We start from the raw sequence: 16917 nt of genomic DNA, 5'->3' as shown, positions 1-16917 counted from the left end.
ATCCACCGCGTGTGCGCACATGTTCTGGTAGCCGAGGACGACGAGATGCAGGCCGAGCTCATACGCCGCTCGCTGCTGGCGGAGGGGCACACGGCCACGGTGGTCCACGACGGGGCCGCCGCGCTGGACGCGGCCCGCAGAACGAGACCCGACCTCGTGGTCCTCGATCTGATGCTGCCCCTCGTCGACGGGTTCGGGGTGTGCCGGGTGCTGCGCGCGGGCGACGCCGCTGACGCCGGCATACCCGTGCTGATGCTCACCGCGCGCTCCGAGGAGGACGACGTCCTGCTCGGTCTGGAGCTGGGCGCCGACGACTACATGACCAAGCCGTACAGCCCGCGCGAGCTGATGGCCCGCATCCGCACGGTGCTGCGGCGCAGCGGCCGGGCCGTCGGCGTGCGGGAGGACCGGGTGGTACGGGCCGCCGGGCTGGCCGTCGATCCCGAGCGGCACGAGGTGCGCTGCGAGGGCGCGCCGGTGGAGTGCACGCCGGCCGAGTTCCAGATCCTGCTGGCCATGGCGGCGGAGCCGGAACGGGTCTTCTCCCGGCGGCAGTTGCTGCAGTGCACCCGCGGCTTCGACCGGGCCTCCACCGAGCGCGCCATAGACGTGCACATCATGAACCTGCGCCGCAAGATCGAGACCGATCCGCGGCGACCGGTGCGGCTGCTGACCGTCTTCGGGGTCGGCTACAAGCTCAGCGGCGGCCGTCCGTGAAACGCCGCATCCCGCTGCGCAAGCGGCTGCTGGTGCGGCTGCTGATCGCGTCGGCGCTCATCGCGGTGTGCTCCGTGGCGGCGACGGCCTGGCTGGCGGTGGAGACCACCACCCGGGCCCTGCGCGAGGAACAGGGACAGGACCTCGCCGACGACATGAAGATCCTCGCCGAGCTCAGCGGCTACGCCGCCACCCACCCCCGGTGGGACGGCGTCCAGCCCCTCGTGCGCTCGCTGGCCGCGCGGACCGGCCGGCGCATCGCGCTGACGACCGCCGACCGCACACCGATCGCCGACTCGGCCCGGAAGGGCACCGCCCTCCCCCTCGGCGCGGCGGCGACCGTCGACCCCCTGCACAGCGACACCTACAGCGAGTCCGGCGCGCAGCTCAGCGGCATCGACCCGCGGGCCGTGGGACCCTACCGGCTCACCGCCGGCGAACGCCGCAGGCTGCGGATGGTCGCCGAGAAGGAGCGGTCCTGCTACTCCCGGTTCGGCATCGACACGAGGATCGAGACGATGCCCGGCGGCCGCCCCGTCATCGTCGACCCGGACGGCAGCGCCGCCCCCGACTACCTGGTCCAGGACTGCGGCTACGGGGTGCTCGGCGCCCCCACCCGCACCGAGACCAAGGCGCTGGACGCGCTCACCGCGGCTGCCCGCGGCTGCCTCCAGCGCCACGGCCTGGGTTCCGACGGGCCGCTGTACCTCATGCTGAACCCCAGCGGGACGCTCACGTCGAGCCGCTACGTCATCGGCAAGTACGCCAAGATGGGCGACAGCGCGGCGATGAAGACCGCGCGGAGCTGCGCGGACGAGGCCCTGCGCGCCCAACTCGACCCCTATGTCGCCCCCGTGGCCGAGCTGTACCTCGGCGACGACGAGACCGCCCCGCCCCGTTTCGACATGTCCCCGGCCAACAAGGCGAAGATCGTGGGTGCCGCGGGTCTCGTGCTCGCCGTGACCGTCGTCGTCACGGCCGTCGTCGCCACCCGGCTCGTACGGCCCCTGCGGGCGCTCACCGAGGCGGCCCAGCAGCCGTCCGACCTGCACGTACGGGTGCCGGTGACCACGCGGGACGAGACCGGCATCCTGGCCGAGGCGTTCAACGACCTGACCGAGCGGCGCGAACGCCTGGAGGCCCAGCGCAAGGCCATGGTCAGCGACATCGCCCACGAACTGCGCAGCCCGCTGACCAACATCCGCGGCTGGCTGGAGGTCACCCGGGACGGCGTCGTGGCACCGGATCCCGGGCTGCTCGCCTCCCTGCACGAAGAGGCGCTGGTGCTCCAGCGCGTCATCGACGACCTCCAGGACCTGGCGGCCGCCGACGCCGGCACCCTGCACCTGCGCCGTGAACCGGTGCGCGCGCAGGACCTGCTGGACCAGGTCGCCGCCGCCCACCGCGTCGGCGCCGACGCGGCCGGCGTCACCGTACGCACCGAGGACGACGGCGCGCCGTGGCTCGACGCCGACCCGGTGCGCATGCGGCAGGCGCTGGGCAACCTGGTCTCCAACGCGCTGCGGCACACGCCCGCCGGCGGCACCGTCACCCTGGCGGCCCGCCGCGACGGCGAGGAGGTGGTCTTCACCGTGGCGGACACCGGCTCCGGTATCGCGCCCGAGGACCTGCCGCACGTCTTCGAACGGTTCTGGCGGGCCGAGAAGTCCCGCAGCCGCCGCACCGGCGGCAGCGGGCTCGGCCTGCCGATCGTCCGTCATCTCGTCGCCGCGCACGGCGGCAGCGTCGTCGCTGCCTGCGAGCCGGGCTCCGGTGCCGTGTTCACCCTGCGCATGCCCGGCGCCCCGGCGCCCGGGGGCTGAGCCCGTGCCCGGGTCCGGGGTGTCAGCCGCGCGCCCCGGCGCGTTGCCGCTGCCGCAGCGCGCGCCGCTCCATCTCGCTGGTCCCGCCCCAGACGCCCACGCACTCCCCGCTCTCCAGCGCCCAGCGCAGACACTGCTCCCGGACGGGGCAGCGCCGGCACACCGCCTTCGCCTGCTGGGTCTGCAGCAGGGAGGGGCCCGAGGTGCCGATCGGGAAGAAGAGGTCGGGGTCCTCGCTGCGGCACGCGGCCTGGTCTCGCCAGTCGTCCATCAATGTCACCTGCGATCGAAGTCGAACGTGCCCTCGCGGATGGCTTACCCGACTGCGGGTCACCTGTCGATGCGTGAGTGAAACTACGGAGTTCGCCGGAGGGCCGGGCCGGGCCGGTCACTGCTCGCGCATGCCCCACGGGGAGCCGTAGGCGGTCAGCAGGTCCAGGAACGGACGGGCCGGGAACGCCTCCGGGCCGAGCACGCCCGAGCCGGACCAGGTACCGCCGGCGAGGAGTTCCAGGGCGACGACCGGGTTGACGGCGGTCTGCCACACCACCGCCTGGCTGCCGTACTCCGCCATGGACCACTGGTTGTCGACCACGTGGTACAGGTACACCTCGCGCGGCGCCCCGTCCTTGACGCCGCGCACCCAGGTGCCCGCACAGGTCTTGCCGTGCATCCGCTCGCCCAGTGTCGCCGGGTCGGGCAGACAGGCGGCGACCACGTCCCGGGGCGAGACCTCGACCGGGCCCGCCGCGCTCGGCACGGTCACCGGGCCGGTGCGGTCGAGACCCAGCAGGTGCAGCGTCCTGAGCGTCTCGATGAACTCCCGCCCCAGGCCGTACTTGAACGTCACCCGCCGGGCCTTCACCCAGCGCGGGACGAGCAGCACCTCCTCGTGCTCGACGTTCACGCACTCGACCGGGCCGATGCCCTCGGGGAAGTCGAACACCTCCGGCTCGCTGAACGGCTCCGTGGTGAACCAGCCGCGGTCGGCCTCGTAGACCACCGGTGGGTTCAGGCACTCCTCGATGGTGGTCCAGATGCTGAAGGAGGGGGCGAAGTCGTAGCCGTCGACGGTGAGGTTCGCGCCGTCGCGGACGCCGATCTCCTCGATCTCGTCGAAGAGCTCGTCGGCGGCGTACCGGGCGAAGACGTCCGACAGGCCCGGCTCGACGCCCATGCCGACCAGGGCCAGCGCGCCCGCCTCCGCCCACTCCTCGGCCTGCGCGAACTGCTCGTCGCCGAGCTTGACGCCGCAGGCCCGGTAGGGCTGCCCGGGGTGCGGGCGGGACAGCGACATCGCCATGTCGAGGTAGGTGGCACCGGCGGCGCGCGCCGCGCGGAACAGCGGCATCACGAAGCGCGGGTCGGTGGCGTTGAGCAGCACGTCGCAGGCGTGGCGGCGCAGCAGACCCGCCACCGCGGCCTCGTCGCTCGCGTCCACCCGCTCGGCCCCGAAGCGGTCGTCGTCGAGCGCCGCGACCGCCGCCTCGGCGCGTGCCGGGTCGTAGTCGGCGACCACCATCGCCTCGAAGAACGGCCGCCGGGCGGCGATCCGGGTGATGGCGGTGCCGACACCGCCGGCGCCCACGAGCAGTACACGCATGACAGATCTCCCTGTCCTGAGGATCGGTGAGGAGGGGCCCCGGCGCAGATACAACGCCGCGGTGTCACGTAAGGTCAATGGCGTTGGCATAAGGGAGGGGGGCCGGATCGTGGCCAAGCCGGTGGTGCCCGAGGAGAAGCGGCGCAGACGCCGGCCCACGAAGAGCGGCACGGTGCTGTCGGAGCGGCTGATCGTCGAGACGGCGCTGCGGATGCTGCGCGAACACGGCAGCGCCGGCCTGACCGCCCGCCGTCTGGGCCTCGCCCTCGACGCCGACCCCAGCACGCTCTACCGCTACTTCCGCGGCATGGACGACCTCACTCTCGCCATCGGCGACGCGCTCATCGGACAGGCCCTCGACGGCTGGCGCCCGACGGGCCGGTGGCGCACCGACCTGCGCGCGGTCGGCCTGCGCATCCATGCCGCCTACGTCGCGCACCCGCAGGCGGCGGTGCTGACCACGAGCCGGGTCACCGGCCGGGCCAACGAGCTGGCCGCCGACGAGGCCGTGCTGGACGTGCTGCGCTCGGCCGGCTTCCCGCTGCCGGACACGGTCCGCGTCTATCACGCGTTCATCGACCAGACCCTGGCCTTCGCCGCCCTGGACGCCGCGTCCCTGGCCCTGCCGAGCGCGGCTCTGCGCGCCGACGAGGACATGTGGCGCTCCACCTACGCCCGGCTGCCCCGCGCCACCCACCCCCGCATCGCCGAGGCGGCGCCCCTGCTGGCGGCGCGCATGGCCGACAGCGCCTATCCGACGGCACTGGAGATGCTGCTGGACAGCGCGGCGGCGCGGCTGGAGGCACTGCGCTGAGGCGCCGGACCGCCGCCCCGGGTCATCTCAGCGCCTGTGCCGCGGCGGCCAGCACCGCCTGCGCCACCACGGCCAGCGCGGGCGCGTCGAGCTTCCACTGCTGCCAGTAGAGGGGCACGTCCAGGGCCAGGTCCGGCGCGAGCAGGACGACGCGGCCGGCCTCCAGCAGCGGTTCTGCCTGCACCTCGGGCACCAGGCCCCAGCCCAGCCCCGCGGCGACGGACTGAGCGAAGCCCTCCGAGGTCGGCACGTGGTGCCGCTCGCTGCTCGCACCGATGCGGTCGTGCCGCAGCCGGCGCACGAAGACGTCCTGCACGTCGTCGCTGCGGTCGAAGGCCACGGTGGGCGCCGTGGCGAGGACCTCCCGCAGCGGTCCGTCGAGGTGCTCGCGGGCGAAGCCGGGGTGGGCGACCGGGACGTAGCGCATCTTGCCCAGCGCCCGCACGGAACAGCCCGTGACCGGCTCGGGCGACGAGGTCACCGCGGCCATCACCAGCCCCTCCCGCAGCAGGCTCGCCGTGCGGGTCTCGTCCTCGCGCCGCAGCTCGAAACAGAGCCGCGGCTCATGGCGTACGCGCGTGAGCGCCGGGAGGAACCAGGTGGCGAGTGAGTCGGCGTTGACCGCGATCGAGACCCGGGTCGGCTCCCCGGCTCCGCTCATCCCGAGCTCGGCGCGCGCGTCGCGCTCCAGCCGCGCCAGCTGGCGGGCGAACCGCACCACCACCTCACCCGACTCGGTCGCGCGCACCGGCTTGGTGCGCATGAGCAGCACCCGGCCCGTGCGCTGCTCCAGCGCCTTGATCCGCTGGCTGACCGCCGACGGCGTCACGTGCAGCGCCGCGGCCGCCGCGTCGAACGTACCCTCGTCGACCACCGCGAGCAGCGTCCGCACCTGGTCCAGGGGGAGCTCCGTCAGCTCATACTTCACGAGGGCTAATGTTACGTAAGAATCTTTAGCTGTACGTCACAAGGGCGCCTGCTTAGCGTCGACGGCATGACGAACGCCTTGACCACCGCCGCCGCCGGCTTCGGCACCGGCCTCTCCCTGATCGTCGCCATCGGTGCCCAGAACGCCTTCGTCCTGCGCCAGGGCATCCGCCGCGACGCGGTCCTCGCGGTGGTCGGCATCTGCGCCCTGTCCGACGCCGTCCTCATCGGGCTCGGGGTCGGCGGGGTCGGCGCGGTGGTGGTCGCCTACCCGGGGGCGCTCACCGCGGTCGGCTGGATCGGCGGCGCGTTCCTGCTCTGCTACGGAGTCCTCGCCGCCCGCCGGGTGCTGCGGCCGGGCGACGCCGCCCTGCGTGCGGAGGGCGAGGCCGCGGGTTCGCTCAGGCGGGCCGTGGTCACCTGCCTGGCGCTGACCTGGCTGAACCCGCACGTCTACCTCGACACCGTGTTCCTGCTCGGGTCGATCGCCGCCGACCGCGGCGCGCTGCGCTGGACGTTCGGGCTCGGAGCCGCCCTCGCCAGCCTGTGCTGGTTCGCGGCGCTCGGCTTCGGCGGCCGGGCGCTGGGCCGTCTTCTGGCCAGGCCGGCGGCCTGGCGGGTCCTGGACGGGCTGGTGGCCGCGACGATGATCACGTTCGGCACGCTGCTCGCTGTCAGGGCGTGAGCCTCCGGGCCGCCCCCGCACGTACCGAACGGCCCGCCGATGCTGCGATAGTGGACGCCGAACTGTATAGATGTAGCAAGCAACCAGGACGGTCGTGGACACCAGCGAGAGCAGTACGCAAGCGCGGACGCCGGAACCCCTGGTGGCCGATCCGCCCCGGCGCGGTTGGCGCCGCTGGGCCATGGACACCCGGCCCCTGCGCATCCCGGCCTACCGCCGCCTGTGGTCCTCGACGATCGTCACGGCCGTCGGCAGCCAGCTCACCGCGGTCGCCGTGCCCAAGCAGATCTACGACATCACCGGCTCCTCGGCGTGGGTCGGCGCCGCGAGCCTCGCCGGGCTGGTGCCGCTGATCGTGTTCGCGCTGTGGGGCGGCGCGGTCGCCGACAGCATGGACCGGCGCAAGCTGCTGCTGATCACCAACGGCGGCATCGCCGTCACCTCGCTGCTGTTCTGGCTGCAGGCGATCGCGGGCCTCGGATCGGTGGCCGTGCTCATGGTCCTGCTCGCGATGCAGCAGGCGTTCTGGGGCCTCAACGCGCCCGCCCGCACCGCCTCCATCGCCCGCCTGGTGCCCGAGGACCAGCTGCCCGCCGCCAACGCCCTCGGCTCGACCGTCATGCAGACCGGGCAGGTCGTCGGGCCGCTGCTCGCCGGTGTGCTGATACCGGTCATCGGGCTCCCGGAGCTGTACCTGATCGACGCGCTCGCCCTGTGCGTCACCGTGTGGGCCGTCTACCGGCTGCCCGCACTGCCGCCGCTCGCGGGGGGCGCCACACGCCGGGCCGGCGTCCGGGAGATCGCGGAGGGGTTCCGCTACATCTCCCTGCACAAGGTGCTGCTGCTGTCCTTCCTCGCCGATGTCGTGGCCATGGTCTTCGGCATGCCCCGCGCCCTGTTCCCGCAGCTCGCCGCCGAGACCTACCGGTCCTACGGCTCAGGGTTCGCGCTCGGTCTGCTGTTCGCGGCCATCCCCATCGGGGCGGTGCTCGGCGGACTGTTCTCCGGCACCTTCTCCCGGGCCCGCCGGCACGGCTGGATGGTGATCGGCGCGGTCGTCGCCTGGGGCGTGGCGATCACCGGCTTCGGGCTGAGCGGCGACCTGTGGATCGCGGCGGCGTTCCTGGCTCTGGCCGGACTCGCCGACATGGTCTCGATGGTCTTCCGCGGCGCGATCCTGCTCTCCGCCGCCACGGACGAGATGCGCGGCCGCATGCAGGGCGTCTTCACCGTCGTCGTCGCGGGCGGCCCCCGCCTCGCCGACGTCCTGCACGGCACGGCGGGCTCCGCCTTCGGCCCCCGCGCCGCGGTGGCGGGCGGCGGCGTCCTGGTGGTCGCGGTGATGCTGGCCCTGGCGGCGGCGGTCCCGGCGCTGCGGCGCTATCGCGTCCGACCCGCGGAGGTCGCACCCCGGCCCGGCGCGTGACCGGCGCACCCGCCCCGCCGCCCCCTACAGAACACTCCGCCCGCGGCGGGTGCTCTCCATCAGCTTGCCGCGTGTCATCTCCAGGCGGTGCGCGAGGATCTCCGCGACGCCGCGGACCAGAGCCAGGCCGAGCCGGGGGTCCTCCTCGCACAGGCGCAGCACCGCCGCCGCCTCGAACTCGTAGGCGCGCACCGGGCTGAAGGCCTCCGCGCCGAAGTCCCACTCGTGCGGGGGGAACAGCCAGGACCAGCCGAGGAGATCACCCGCGCCGAGGCTCGCCACGGTCACGCGTTGCAGCGAGTTGACCCGTTGGTCGAGCGTGACCGCGCCGGAGCGGATGACCCAGAAGCGGTCGGCCCTGCCGCCCGCCTCGAAGATCCGGGTGTCCTCGGGGAAGGAGACCTCCCGTGCCAGCGTCATCAGGCTCTGACGCTGCGGAGGGGGAAGGGCGGTCAGCAGTTTCGTCGCTTTGGTCATGACGCGGGGCTCCTCGCCGAGGTTCGGATGCGCTGCTTTCCCTACGCCCATTTCAGCGGCTGCGCGGGCCCCGGGCACCTCGGCGTACGGCGGTTCCCGCAAAAAAGCCGGCGGACATGAGAAAGCCCTGGCTGGACGGGGGAGGCCAGCCAGGGCCGTAAGCGGTGGCGGCGGAGGACGGTACGGTCGACTCCGTCACCACGTATGAGTGAACGCTAAACCATCCGCGGCCGTTTCGCGTAATCGGAAGCCGGTCACGTGACCGGTTTCACTTCCCGCCCCGGTGTCCGGCGATGATCGGCAGCCCCGCGGACCGCCCCCGGCATCGCCCGACGCCGATCCGGTGCACCCGGCGGGGACGGTGTCCCGGCCGTCAGCCGCGTGCGACGTGCTCGCCCGGCCTCAGGATCTCGTCCAGGACCCGCAGGACCGCCTCGTAGGCCAGCGTCCGTACGCCGGCCTCGCGTGCCGCCTCCGGATCGGTCGCGCGCAGCCCCTCACCGCGTTCCCGCCATGTCTCCTCCTCCTGCTGTGCGCAGGCCCGTGCCCGCTGGATACGCCTCAGCAACTCGTCCGAGTCCACGACATCGCTCATACCGTCCGCGTACCCGCGTTGCGCCCCGGGATGGCCGCGGCGCCCGCATCCGGCCAGGAGGTTTGGCGCGGCCGGGGCAGGTGAGCTGTAACACAGAGGCCTGCGGCGCTCGCGCGGCGGACGGCGGAATCGCCGCGACGAGCGGGGGAAGGCCGTGCCCGCGAGGCTTCGCCCGGACACGGCCGCCGCGGGTGTGACCCATCCGGCTTCTCTCCCCCCGCACCGGGAAGCCGGAGCCTCTTCGAGCAGGGAGCCAGGCGATGTGCGAGGAGCACACGACCCCATCCGTCTTCAAGCGACCGGGCGCGAGGCGGACCGGCCCGTCGCGGTCGTGCAAACCCGCCGACGCGAGAAAAGCCGTCGAGCGAGCGGTCACCGAACGGTGCCGCAGCACGCACACCTCCTGTGATCCGGACGCTCTGGGGGACGCTCTGCTCGTCGTCTCGGAGCTGATGACCAACGCGATCCTGCACGGCGGCGGTGTCACCGACTTCAGTGTCGACGTCGTCGACACGAACGTGAGCGTCTCGGTGTGCGACCGCAGTGACCGGCTGCCCGTCGCGAGGAACGCCGCGGACCTGCGGCGACGCCAGCGTGTCGGCGGCCACGGCTGGCCCATCGTGTGCCGGCTGGCCCATGACGTCCATGTCTGCGAGCTCCCCGCGGGCGGCAAGCGCATCACCGCTGTGGTCGCCCTGCGCTGAAAGCAATTTTCTCCGGGGCCGCCGGTGTTTGTTCGGCCGGGGCCAGGGCATACGGACGTTCGTGCTTCGGACCGGAGGCGCGCCAGCGGGAGCGGTATGGCTTCCCCGGCCCCTTCGTCGGTCCGGGCGCCGACCGTCCCGCGGCTAGTCCCTGAAACCCCCTCGTTCAGGAGCGATCCCGCATGCTCATCGACACGTCGGCAAGCACCCCCGGCACGCAGGAAGCCCGCACGGCCACCCACTCGGGGCGGCGGCACGACGACGCGCCCGACACCGCCGACCTCTTCGCCCGCCTCGCCGTCCTGGAGGACGGCCCGGAGCGGGAGGCGGTGCGCGACCAGCTAGTCACGGCCTGGCTGCCCATGGCTCACCGGATCGCCGGCCGGTTCCGCGACCGCGGGGAGTCCGTCGAGGACCTCCGTCAGGTCGCCGCACTGGGCCTGGTGAAGGCGATCGACCGGTTCGACCCGTCCCGGGGTGCTTTCGAGAGCTACGCCGTCCCCACCATCACCGGTGAGGTCAAGCGGCACTTCCGCGACCGTATGTGGGCGCTCAGGGTGCCCCGCAGGGTGCAGGAACTGCGCAACAAGGTGCGCGTGGCCCGCCGTGACCTGACCCAGACACCCGGCACTCCCGAACCCACCGTCGCCGACATCGCCGCCCACACCGGACTCACCGAGGACGAGGTGAACACCGGCCTGGAGGCCCTGGAGAGCTTCAGCACCCTGTCCCTGGACGCCGAGCTCTCCGGTGACGAGGACGGTTACAGCCTCGCGGACACCCTCGGTTCGGCGGACTCCTCCTTCGACGTCGTGATCGACCGCGAGTCCGCCAAGGAGGGCCTGCGTCACCTGCCCGAGCGCGAGCGCGCCATCCTCTACATGCGCTACTTCGAGGACATGACCCAGAGCCGGATCGCCGACCGGCTCGGCATCTCCCAGATGCACGTGTCCCGTCTGATCAGCCGCAGCTGCGCCCGGGTGCGCGCAGAGGCGATGGGGCAGCGCAACGCACGCCGCGGCGGCACCACGGCGTGAACCACCACGAGCCGACGAGGAGTGAGACAGGATGCTGATGCCACATCCCGCCGTGCTGCGCAGGCTCGTCGAGGAGTACGAGGCCGCGGTGGCCGAGGACGCCGCGGCCGGCGGCGGCCGGCCGAGCACGCGGGCGCAGGACCTGGCCTACACGCTGTGCGTGTCGACCGGCACCCGCGATGTGCGCCACGCCCTGCGGGCGGCGCACCGGATGCTGGCCGCGATGGGGGTGGCCGGACCGCGGACCACGGGCGCGCCCTCCGTCCGTCCGGGGCCGACCGAGATCGGAGTTCCCTGACGCGTGGCGGAACCCGCCGCGACGGCCGCGGGGGCGAAGCCGGGCAAGACGCGGGGAGCGCGGGCCAGGGCAGACCGCTGCGGCACCGGCGCGCGCACCACGGCCCGCTCCCGCGCTTCCCGCGGCCGCCGGCGCCGGCCCCGCGCCCGGAACCGCCAGGACACCCGGGGCCCGGTACGGCGGTTCGGGCCGCCGTACCGGGCCGGACGCTCCCCGCGCCCGGCACCGCGAGGGGCGATGCCCCGGTGACCGGCCGGCCCGTGCCGCGCCCTGGCGGCCCGCGACACCACCCGGGCCACCGGGCGGGAAGCGGGGACGGGCCGGTCTCCGGCGTGGCCCGCCCGGACGAGGACCCCGCGGCCGGCGGCAGCCCCCCTCGGCGTCCCCCTCACCACGCACCGGCCCGTTGCCCGTGCGCCGACTCCGGCCGGTGCGCCGGCGGCGGCCGGTGATTCGCGTGGCAGTACGTCCGGCACGACGCCGCGAACGCGGCGGACGCACCGCAGCGTCCGCACGTTCGCGGCGCCGTATGCGGGGCAGACGGTTGCGCAGGGCATGACAGCATTGGGGAGGCGCTGGTGAACGCGAATGTCATGGCGCGGTCGGGCCGGCTCGGGGCCGAGCGGGCGGCGCGGGGCTCGGTGACCGAGGGCGCCGCCCGGGCGGGGCTCGCCGCCCGCGGCGTCATCTACCTGCTCGTCGGCGTCCTGGCCGTCCAGGTCGCCTTCGGCGACACCGGCCGGCAGGCCGACCGCGGCGGCGCCCTCGAGGCGCTCGCCGGGAAGCCGCTCGGCGCCGTCCTGCTGTGGGCGCTCGGCGTGGGGCTGGCCGGCATGGCGGTGTGGCGGCTGTCGGAGGCGGTCTTCGGCGCGGTCGGACCCGACGGCCGCAAGGCCCGCAAGCGGTTGCTCGCCCTCGGCGGCTGCGTCTTCTACGCGTGCGTCGCGTACTCCGTGCTGAGTTTCGCGGTCGGCCCGCACAGCGGTGCCGGGTCGAGCGACCAGCAGTCCCGCGACGTCACGGCGCGGGCGCTGGGGCTGCCCGCCGGGCAGTGGCTGGTCGCCGCGGTCGGCGTCGGCATCGTCGTGGCGGGCGTCTGGAACGCCGTCCAGGCCGTACGGCGCGACTACCACGACCAGCTCAAGAGGGGCGCGATGTCCCGGTGGGCCCGGCGCCTGGTGGACGTCACCGGTGTGGGCGGCGGCGTGGCGCGCGGACTGGTGTTCGTCGCGGCGGGCGCCTTCGCCGTGCGCGCCGCGGTCGACTACCGGCCCGACCGCGCCAAGGGCATGGACGACACCCTGCGCTCCTTCGCCCACACCCCGCTCGGCCCGTCCCTCCTGGCCTGCGTCGCGGCCGGGCTGGTCCTGTTCGGGCTGTTCTCGATCGCCCTGGCCCGGTGGCGTCGCGTCTGATCCGTGCGGGACGGGGAACACGGTGCGAATGAGCGAATCCGAGTTTCAACCGGAGCACCGGCCCGTCGACCTCTACCTCGGTCTCCTGCGCGCCCGGATGGACACGGAGGACTACCGGCAACTTCTCGACGTGGTCGAACCGGTCCTGCGAGCGCTGGAGGAACACCGCCTGCCCGCCGTCGACTTCGCACTGGACGGGGAGGACGGGCAGGGCCTGTCCCAGGAGGTCCGCGACGAGGCCGCGCTGGTCATCGCCACCGCGGTCACCGGCCGCCTCGACAACGAGGTCGTCGAGATCGACCTGGAGGGAAGCGGACCGGTCCGAGTGATCACCGACGCGGACACCGCCTCCGACCCGGAGCGGCTGGGCGAGATCGCCGACTACATCCGGGAACGGCACCGGCAGGACGAGGAACTGCGCGGCATCGCCGAAGCCAGCGGTCTGCCCACCGACTTCTGACGGCGGATCACCGCTTCGGCTGCGCCACCGGCACCTTCAGCGGCCGGGCCAGGCCCACCACGGCCTCGTCCAGGCGCTGCAGATGCCTGAGCACCCGGTCGGTGATGCGGCCGTAGCGCGAACCGCCGGGCAGGTCGGCCTCCAGGAGCGCGGCGATGCTCGCGCCCGTCTGGACCTCCACGGCGGCCCGCTCGTCCGCGACGCGGGCCGCGATCGTCCCGATGTTGCCGAGGATGCGCCGTCCCGCACCCCGCAGCCGCGGATCCGCGGCTATCGAGGGATGCGTGGGCAGCAGCTCGGCCATCGCGGCCAGCGAGCGCGCGTGGTAGGCGCAGGTCTCCAGGAGCGCCACGACGTAGCGTGCCGTGTCGCGCCGCGTCCGCATCGGGGTGACCGGATGGGTGAGCGGCTGGATGGCGGCCCGCAGGTCGGCGAGCGCCTGGTCCAGATCACGCGCCCGGTCGAGCAGCTCGGCCGGGGAGCCGCCGCTGAGCTGGTCGACGGCCGCCTCGGTGACCTCGGACAGCCGGTCCAGCACGGAGACGAGGAGGTCGTTGGTACGGCTGTCCGTCTGCACCGGCAGCACGAACGCCGCCGCGATGATCCCGCAGGCCGCACCGAGCGCGGTCTCCTCCACGCGCAGCACCAGCACCGACAGGCTGTAGGTGTGCAGCAGCGTGTAGAGCACGCCCAGCGCGGCCGTGACGAAGAACGACATCAGCGTGTACGACAGCGGGGCCGTGTAGAACATCGCGAACACGCACAGCAGCACCAGCGCGAACGCCGTCCAGGTGTGCCGCCCGACCAGGTCCGCGAGCAGCAGACCGGCCACCACGCCGAGCACGGTGCCCAGCAGCCGCCGGTAGCCCTTGACCAGGATCTCGCCCGTCGAGGACGTGTTGATGAACACGATCCAGCAGGTCAGCACCGCCCAGTACCAGCGCTGGGTGGAGAGGAACTCCCCGCCGACGATGGCCAGCGAGGAGCCCACCGCGACCTGCACGGCGGCCCGGGTGGTGGGCCTCGCCAGCCCCGCCCTCGGCTCCTGCGCGGTCTGCTCGCCCGCGTCGATCGCCGCGTCCTCGGCGTCCAGTTCCTCGCGCGAGCGCGCCGTCGCCGGGCTGTCGTCGGAGTCGTCCGGCGCGGCGCCGAGCGCGATGCGCAGCCCCAGCACCGCGCGGGCGGTCTCGCCGATGCCGCGGAAGACGTCCTGGACGGCGGGGGAGGCCTTCGGCAGGTTCTCCTCGTCCCGGTAACCGAGGAGCCGGTTGCGCACCTGGGCCAGGCCGGTACCGGTGCTCGCCGAGACCGGCCGCAGGACCAGCAGGCGCAGCGCCCGGAGGTCGCGGCGCAGGGTGGCGGTCGCCTCGTCCCGTACGGGCAGCCGGCCGCCCGCCGGGACGGGCGCGCCCGGCAGGTGCAGCGTCAGGGTGTTCGTGCGCTCGGCGCTGCGGGCGTTCAGCAGCAGCAGGCCGAGGCGCTCGGCGGCGATCTCGGCGTCCGCGACGCGGCGCTGCACCAGCCGCGCCGTGGCCTCGTCGGCGGTCCCCTGCTCGAGCCGGCCCTGGATCATCATGGCCGTCTCGTGCAGGCGCGCGGTCCCCTCGCGCACGTCCTCAAGCGCCTTGTCGATCTCCTCCGGCCCCGCGTCGAGCAGATCCAGCTGTGCCGTGACCAGCTGTGCCAGCCGCGCGCGGAAGGCCTCGCGCAGCCGCTCCAGAATGCCCGCGGGCGTCTCGCGCACGACCGCGAAGCGGACCACGGCACTGCACGCGAAGGCGGCGGCGACCACGGTCCACAGCGTCGGCAGCGTCGGCAGGCCGGCGCCGACGAACAGGGACATGAAGTAGACCTGGAAGGAGATCAGCCCGAGCGCCGTGCCCCGGTCGCCGAACCTGCGGACGTAGACGGCGCAGAAGATGAGGGCGACGAAGAACAGGTCGCCGACCACCACCCGGGAGTGCAGGGCAGCGGCCACGGACACGGAGGCCAGCGCCGCCGGCAGGCCCAGCGCCAGCGTGACCGCCTGCCGGGCGCGCTGCTTCTCGCGGATGGCGAAGGTGGCGACCATGGCCGTGATGGCACCCGCCACCAGCAGCCGTACGCCGGCGCCGGACAGGGCGAGCAGGAGCAGCGTGAGGGCGATGGAGCCCACGGTTCTCAGGCCCGCGGCCAGCCTCAGCAACCCGGGATCGGACGCCGCGACGAGATCGCTCAGCCGTGCCCGGACCGACCCACCCGCTGCCCTCACGCTGCCGTACTCACTCCCGCTTCACGCCCGCCTCACGCCATGATCAGGCTCTCAGGATCGCATGACGCGTGCGGAGCGTGCGCACCGGCTAGACCTCGCCGCGGTCCGCCCCCTCGACGTGGGCGCGTACCTGGTCCGGCGTCATGTAGGCGTCGGTGAACTCGAAGTCCTTCAGCCGGGCGGGCTTGCGGGCCTGGAAACCGGTGCGCACGAAGTCGTCGCCGGCGATCGCGTTGAGCGTCCAGTTGGTCGCGACGCGGACCTTGGCGACGTTGGTGCGCAGAGCCCACCAGTGGTAGCCGCGGGCGGCGAACTGGGCCGGCAGGCCGTGCAGCTCGATGCCGAGCGGCTTGGAGACGGCGTCCGTGCCGCCGAGGTCGACGACGAGCCCCAGGTCCTTGTGGGCGTACGGGGTCATCGGCCGGTTGCGCAGCGTCGCCACGACGTTGTCGGCGACGTGCGTGCCCTGCCGCATGGCGTGCTGCGCCGTGGGCGGGCAGACGGCGCCCTCCTCGCCCTTGACCTCGTCGGGCACAGCGGCCGCGTCGCCGAGGGCGAAGACGCCGTCGTGGCCCGGCAGGCACATCTCGGCGTTCACCGCGAGCCGGCCCCGCACGGTCTCCGCGCCGAGGGTGGCGATGAGCGGGCTGGCGACGACGCCGGCGGTCCAGATCAGGGTGCGGGTGGGCACCACGCGGCCGTCGGTGAAGGTGACCTCCTCCGGGCCCGCCTTCGCGATGGAGACGCCGAGGGAGACCTCGATACCGCGCCGGCGCAGGATCTCCTGCGCGCTGCGGCCGAGTTTGTCGCCCAGCTCCGGCATCAGCTTCGGGGCGATGTCGATGAGGTGCCACCTGATCAGCCCCGGGTCGAGGCGCGGGTAGCGCCTGACCGCGGCGTGTGTCAGCTTCTGCAGGCAGGCGGCGGTCTCGGTGCCGGCGTACCCGGCGCCGACCACGACGAACTGCAGGCGTGAGGCGCGCTCCGCCGGGTCGTCGCTGGCGTCGGCGAGGTCGAGCTGGGAGATGACGTGGTCGCGGATGTAGGCGGCCTCGGCCAGGGTCTTCAAACCGTAGGCGTGCTCGGTGAGGCCGGGGATGTCGAAGGTGCGGGTGATGCTGCCGGGAGCCAGCACGATGTAGTCGTAGGGCTCGTTGACGATCTGGTCGGTGATCGTGCGGACCACGCAGACCTTGGACTTCAGGTCGACGCCGATCGCTCCGCCCGGGATGATCCGGGTGCGGTACCGCTTGCTCCGTCGCAGTGACACGGCGACCGACTGGGGGGTCAGCACGCCGGAGGCGACCTGGGGCAGCAGGGGCAGGTAGAGCTGGTAGGAGAACGGCGTCACCAGGGTGACGTCCGCCTCGTCGGGCGCGAGTCTGCGCTCCAGCCGGCGTACGCATTCCACGCCGGCGAAGCCCGCGCCTACCACCAGGATCCTGGGTCGTGTCACGGTGTCCATCCCTCTCTGCGGCTCCAGGCGGTGTGCATCCGACGCCTCTCGCATGCCCTGGATCGCTGTGCGCACCACATCGATCCCACCGCGGCCCGAGCCGTCGTGCCAGCCGGGCGCGGCAGGCAGACGAACGCGTCGAACACCACCTTGCCCGCCCGGGTACCCAAACGCACCGGGAGGAGGGGGAGGAAAAAGAAAGGAGCCCGACCGGGCCGGGCAGCGGGTC

17 protein-coding genes are annotated in these 16917 nt (G+C 73.5%); 10 read left to right on the top strand and 7 right to left on the bottom strand.

Going from position 1 to position 16917, the window contains the following annotated elements; translation table 11 throughout:
• Positions 1 to 9 precede the first annotated feature (9 nt).
• Positions 10 to 717 carry a response regulator gene (locus ACJ9NR_RS02480; protein WP_412490030.1) on the top strand — a complete coding sequence of 236 codons (708 nt, stop codon included), beginning with the start codon at positions 10 to 12 and terminating at the stop codon, positions 715 to 717.
• Positions 714 to 2540, top strand: a complete 1827-nt coding sequence (locus ACJ9NR_RS02475) for a sensor histidine kinase (protein ID WP_412490031.1) — start codon at positions 714 to 716, stop codon at positions 2538 to 2540. The genes ACJ9NR_RS02480 and ACJ9NR_RS02475 overlap by 4 nt, the downstream gene beginning before the upstream one ends.
• Positions 2541 to 2562: 22 nt before the next feature.
• Here ACJ9NR_RS02475 and ACJ9NR_RS02470 read toward each other — a convergent pair whose 3' ends face one another.
• On the bottom strand, positions 2563 to 2811 hold the full coding sequence (locus tag ACJ9NR_RS02470; protein WP_412490032.1) for a WhiB family transcriptional regulator: 249 nt from the start codon (positions 2809 to 2811) through the stop codon (positions 2563 to 2565).
• 117 nt (positions 2812 to 2928) lie between these two features.
• Positions 2929 to 4143: a saccharopine dehydrogenase family protein gene (locus tag ACJ9NR_RS02465; protein ID WP_412490033.1), complete on the bottom strand. Its 1215-nt coding sequence runs from the start codon at positions 4141 to 4143 to the stop codon at positions 2929 to 2931.
• A gap of 109 nt (positions 4144 to 4252) precedes the next feature.
• On the opposite strand from ACJ9NR_RS02465, the gene ACJ9NR_RS02460 reads away from it, so the two are divergent.
• Positions 4253 to 4957 carry a TetR/AcrR family transcriptional regulator gene (locus tag ACJ9NR_RS02460; protein WP_412490034.1) on the top strand — a complete coding sequence of 235 codons (705 nt, stop codon included), beginning with the start codon at positions 4253 to 4255 and terminating at the stop codon, positions 4955 to 4957.
• A 22-nt stretch (positions 4958 to 4979) separates the two neighbouring features.
• Here ACJ9NR_RS02460 and ACJ9NR_RS02455 read toward each other — a convergent pair whose 3' ends face one another.
• The gene (locus ACJ9NR_RS02455) at positions 4980 to 5885 is read right to left on the bottom strand and encodes a LysR family transcriptional regulator ArgP (protein ID WP_412490035.1); all 906 of its coding nucleotides are present in this window, start codon (positions 5883 to 5885) and stop codon (positions 4980 to 4982) included.
• Positions 5886 to 5951: 66 nt separating this feature from the next.
• Here ACJ9NR_RS02455 and ACJ9NR_RS02450 point away from each other — a divergent pair, with 66 nt between their 5' ends.
• Complete coding sequence (locus ACJ9NR_RS02450) at positions 5952 to 6569, top strand: LysE/ArgO family amino acid transporter (protein WP_412490036.1); 618 nt, start codon at positions 5952 to 5954, stop codon at positions 6567 to 6569.
• Positions 6570 to 6663: 94 nt separating this feature from the next.
• Positions 6664 to 7995, top strand: a complete 1332-nt coding sequence (locus ACJ9NR_RS02445) for an MFS transporter (RefSeq protein ID WP_412490037.1) — start codon at positions 6664 to 6666, stop codon at positions 7993 to 7995.
• 24 nt (positions 7996 to 8019) lie between these two features.
• On the opposite strand, the gene ACJ9NR_RS02440 is transcribed toward ACJ9NR_RS02445, so the two are convergent.
• Together ACJ9NR_RS02440 and ACJ9NR_RS02435 are read right to left on the bottom strand one after the other, a co-directional pair.
• Positions 8020 to 8472, bottom strand: a complete 453-nt coding sequence (locus ACJ9NR_RS02440; RefSeq protein WP_412490038.1) for a cyclic nucleotide-binding domain-containing protein — start codon at positions 8470 to 8472, stop codon at positions 8020 to 8022.
• Positions 8473 to 8845: 373 nt separating this feature from the next.
• A complete protein-coding gene (locus ACJ9NR_RS02435) occupies positions 8846 to 9067 on the bottom strand; it encodes a hypothetical protein (RefSeq protein ID WP_412490039.1) in 222 nt (73 codons plus the stop codon).
• A 260-nt stretch (positions 9068 to 9327) separates the two neighbouring features.
• On the opposite strand from ACJ9NR_RS02435, the gene ACJ9NR_RS02430 reads away from it, so the two are divergent.
• The 5 genes from ACJ9NR_RS02430 (at position 9328) to ACJ9NR_RS02410 (ending at position 12981) form a co-directional block, all read left to right on the top strand.
• Positions 9328 to 9771, top strand: a complete 444-nt coding sequence (locus tag ACJ9NR_RS02430) for an ATP-binding protein (RefSeq protein WP_412490040.1) — start codon at positions 9328 to 9330, stop codon at positions 9769 to 9771.
• Between the two features lie 182 nt (positions 9772 to 9953).
• Complete coding sequence (locus tag ACJ9NR_RS02425; protein WP_412490041.1) at positions 9954 to 10808, top strand: SigB/SigF/SigG family RNA polymerase sigma factor; 855 nt, start codon at positions 9954 to 9956, stop codon at positions 10806 to 10808.
• 31 nt (positions 10809 to 10839) lie between these two features.
• Entirely contained in the window at positions 10840 to 11106 is a 267-nt protein-coding gene (locus ACJ9NR_RS02420; protein ID WP_412490042.1) for a DUF5133 domain-containing protein, read from the top strand.
• 578 nt (positions 11107 to 11684) lie between these two features.
• The gene (locus ACJ9NR_RS02415) at positions 11685 to 12521 is read left to right on the top strand and encodes a DUF1206 domain-containing protein (protein WP_412490043.1); all 837 of its coding nucleotides are present in this window, start codon (positions 11685 to 11687) and stop codon (positions 12519 to 12521) included.
• Between the two features lie 28 nt (positions 12522 to 12549).
• Positions 12550 to 12981 (top strand): hypothetical protein, encoded by a 432-nt coding sequence (locus ACJ9NR_RS02410; protein WP_412490045.1) that lies wholly within the window; start codon positions 12550 to 12552, stop codon positions 12979 to 12981.
• A gap of 7 nt (positions 12982 to 12988) precedes the next feature.
• Here the strand turns inward: ACJ9NR_RS02410 and ACJ9NR_RS02405 are convergent, their stop codons facing one another.
• Together ACJ9NR_RS02405 and ACJ9NR_RS02400 are read right to left on the bottom strand one after the other, a co-directional pair.
• On the bottom strand, positions 12989 to 15232 hold the full coding sequence (locus ACJ9NR_RS02405) for an FUSC family protein (RefSeq protein WP_412490046.1): 2244 nt from the start codon (positions 15230 to 15232) through the stop codon (positions 12989 to 12991).
• 88 nt (positions 15233 to 15320) lie between these two features.
• Positions 15321 to 16697: an NAD(P)/FAD-dependent oxidoreductase gene (locus ACJ9NR_RS02400; RefSeq protein ID WP_412490047.1), complete on the bottom strand. Its 1377-nt coding sequence runs from the start codon at positions 16695 to 16697 to the stop codon at positions 15321 to 15323.
• Between the last annotated feature and the right edge of the window lie 220 nt (positions 16698 to 16917).

The sequence above is a fragment of the Streptomyces sediminimaris genome (assembly GCF_047049295.1).
GTDB lineage: Bacteria > Actinomycetota > Actinomycetes > Streptomycetales > Streptomycetaceae > Streptomyces > Streptomyces sediminimaris.
This window is presented reverse-complemented; position numbering and strand designations above follow the sequence as displayed.

Bases quoted from the DNA above. Each gene is read 5' to 3' on its own strand.
- ACJ9NR_RS02465 (WP_412490033.1), bottom strand. From the start codon at position 4,143: ATGCGTGTACTGCTCGTGGGCGCCGGCGGTGTCGGCACCGCCATCACC.
- ACJ9NR_RS02420 (WP_412490042.1), top strand. From the start codon at position 10,840: ATGCTGATGCCACATCCCGCCGTGCTGCGCAGGCTCGTCGAGGAGTAC.
- ACJ9NR_RS02450 (WP_412490036.1), top strand. From the start codon at position 5,952: ATGACGAACGCCTTGACCACCGCCGCCGCCGGCTTCGGCACCGGCCTC.
- ACJ9NR_RS02435 (WP_412490039.1), bottom strand. From the start codon at position 9,067: ATGAGCGATGTCGTGGACTCGGACGAGTTGCTGAGGCGTATCCAGCGG.
- ACJ9NR_RS02440 (WP_412490038.1), bottom strand. From the start codon at position 8,472: ATGACCAAAGCGACGAAACTGCTGACCGCCCTTCCCCCTCCGCAGCGT.
- ACJ9NR_RS02430 (WP_412490040.1), top strand. From the start codon at position 9,328: ATGTGCGAGGAGCACACGACCCCATCCGTCTTCAAGCGACCGGGCGCG.
- ACJ9NR_RS02425 (WP_412490041.1), top strand. From the start codon at position 9,954: ATGCTCATCGACACGTCGGCAAGCACCCCCGGCACGCAGGAAGCCCGC.
- ACJ9NR_RS02410 (WP_412490045.1), top strand. From the start codon at position 12,550: ATGAGCGAATCCGAGTTTCAACCGGAGCACCGGCCCGTCGACCTCTAC.
- ACJ9NR_RS02400 (WP_412490047.1), bottom strand. From the start codon at position 16,697: ATGGACACCGTGACACGACCCAGGATCCTGGTGGTAGGCGCGGGCTTC.
- ACJ9NR_RS02470 (WP_412490032.1), bottom strand. From the start codon at position 2,811: ATGGACGACTGGCGAGACCAGGCCGCGTGCCGCAGCGAGGACCCCGAC.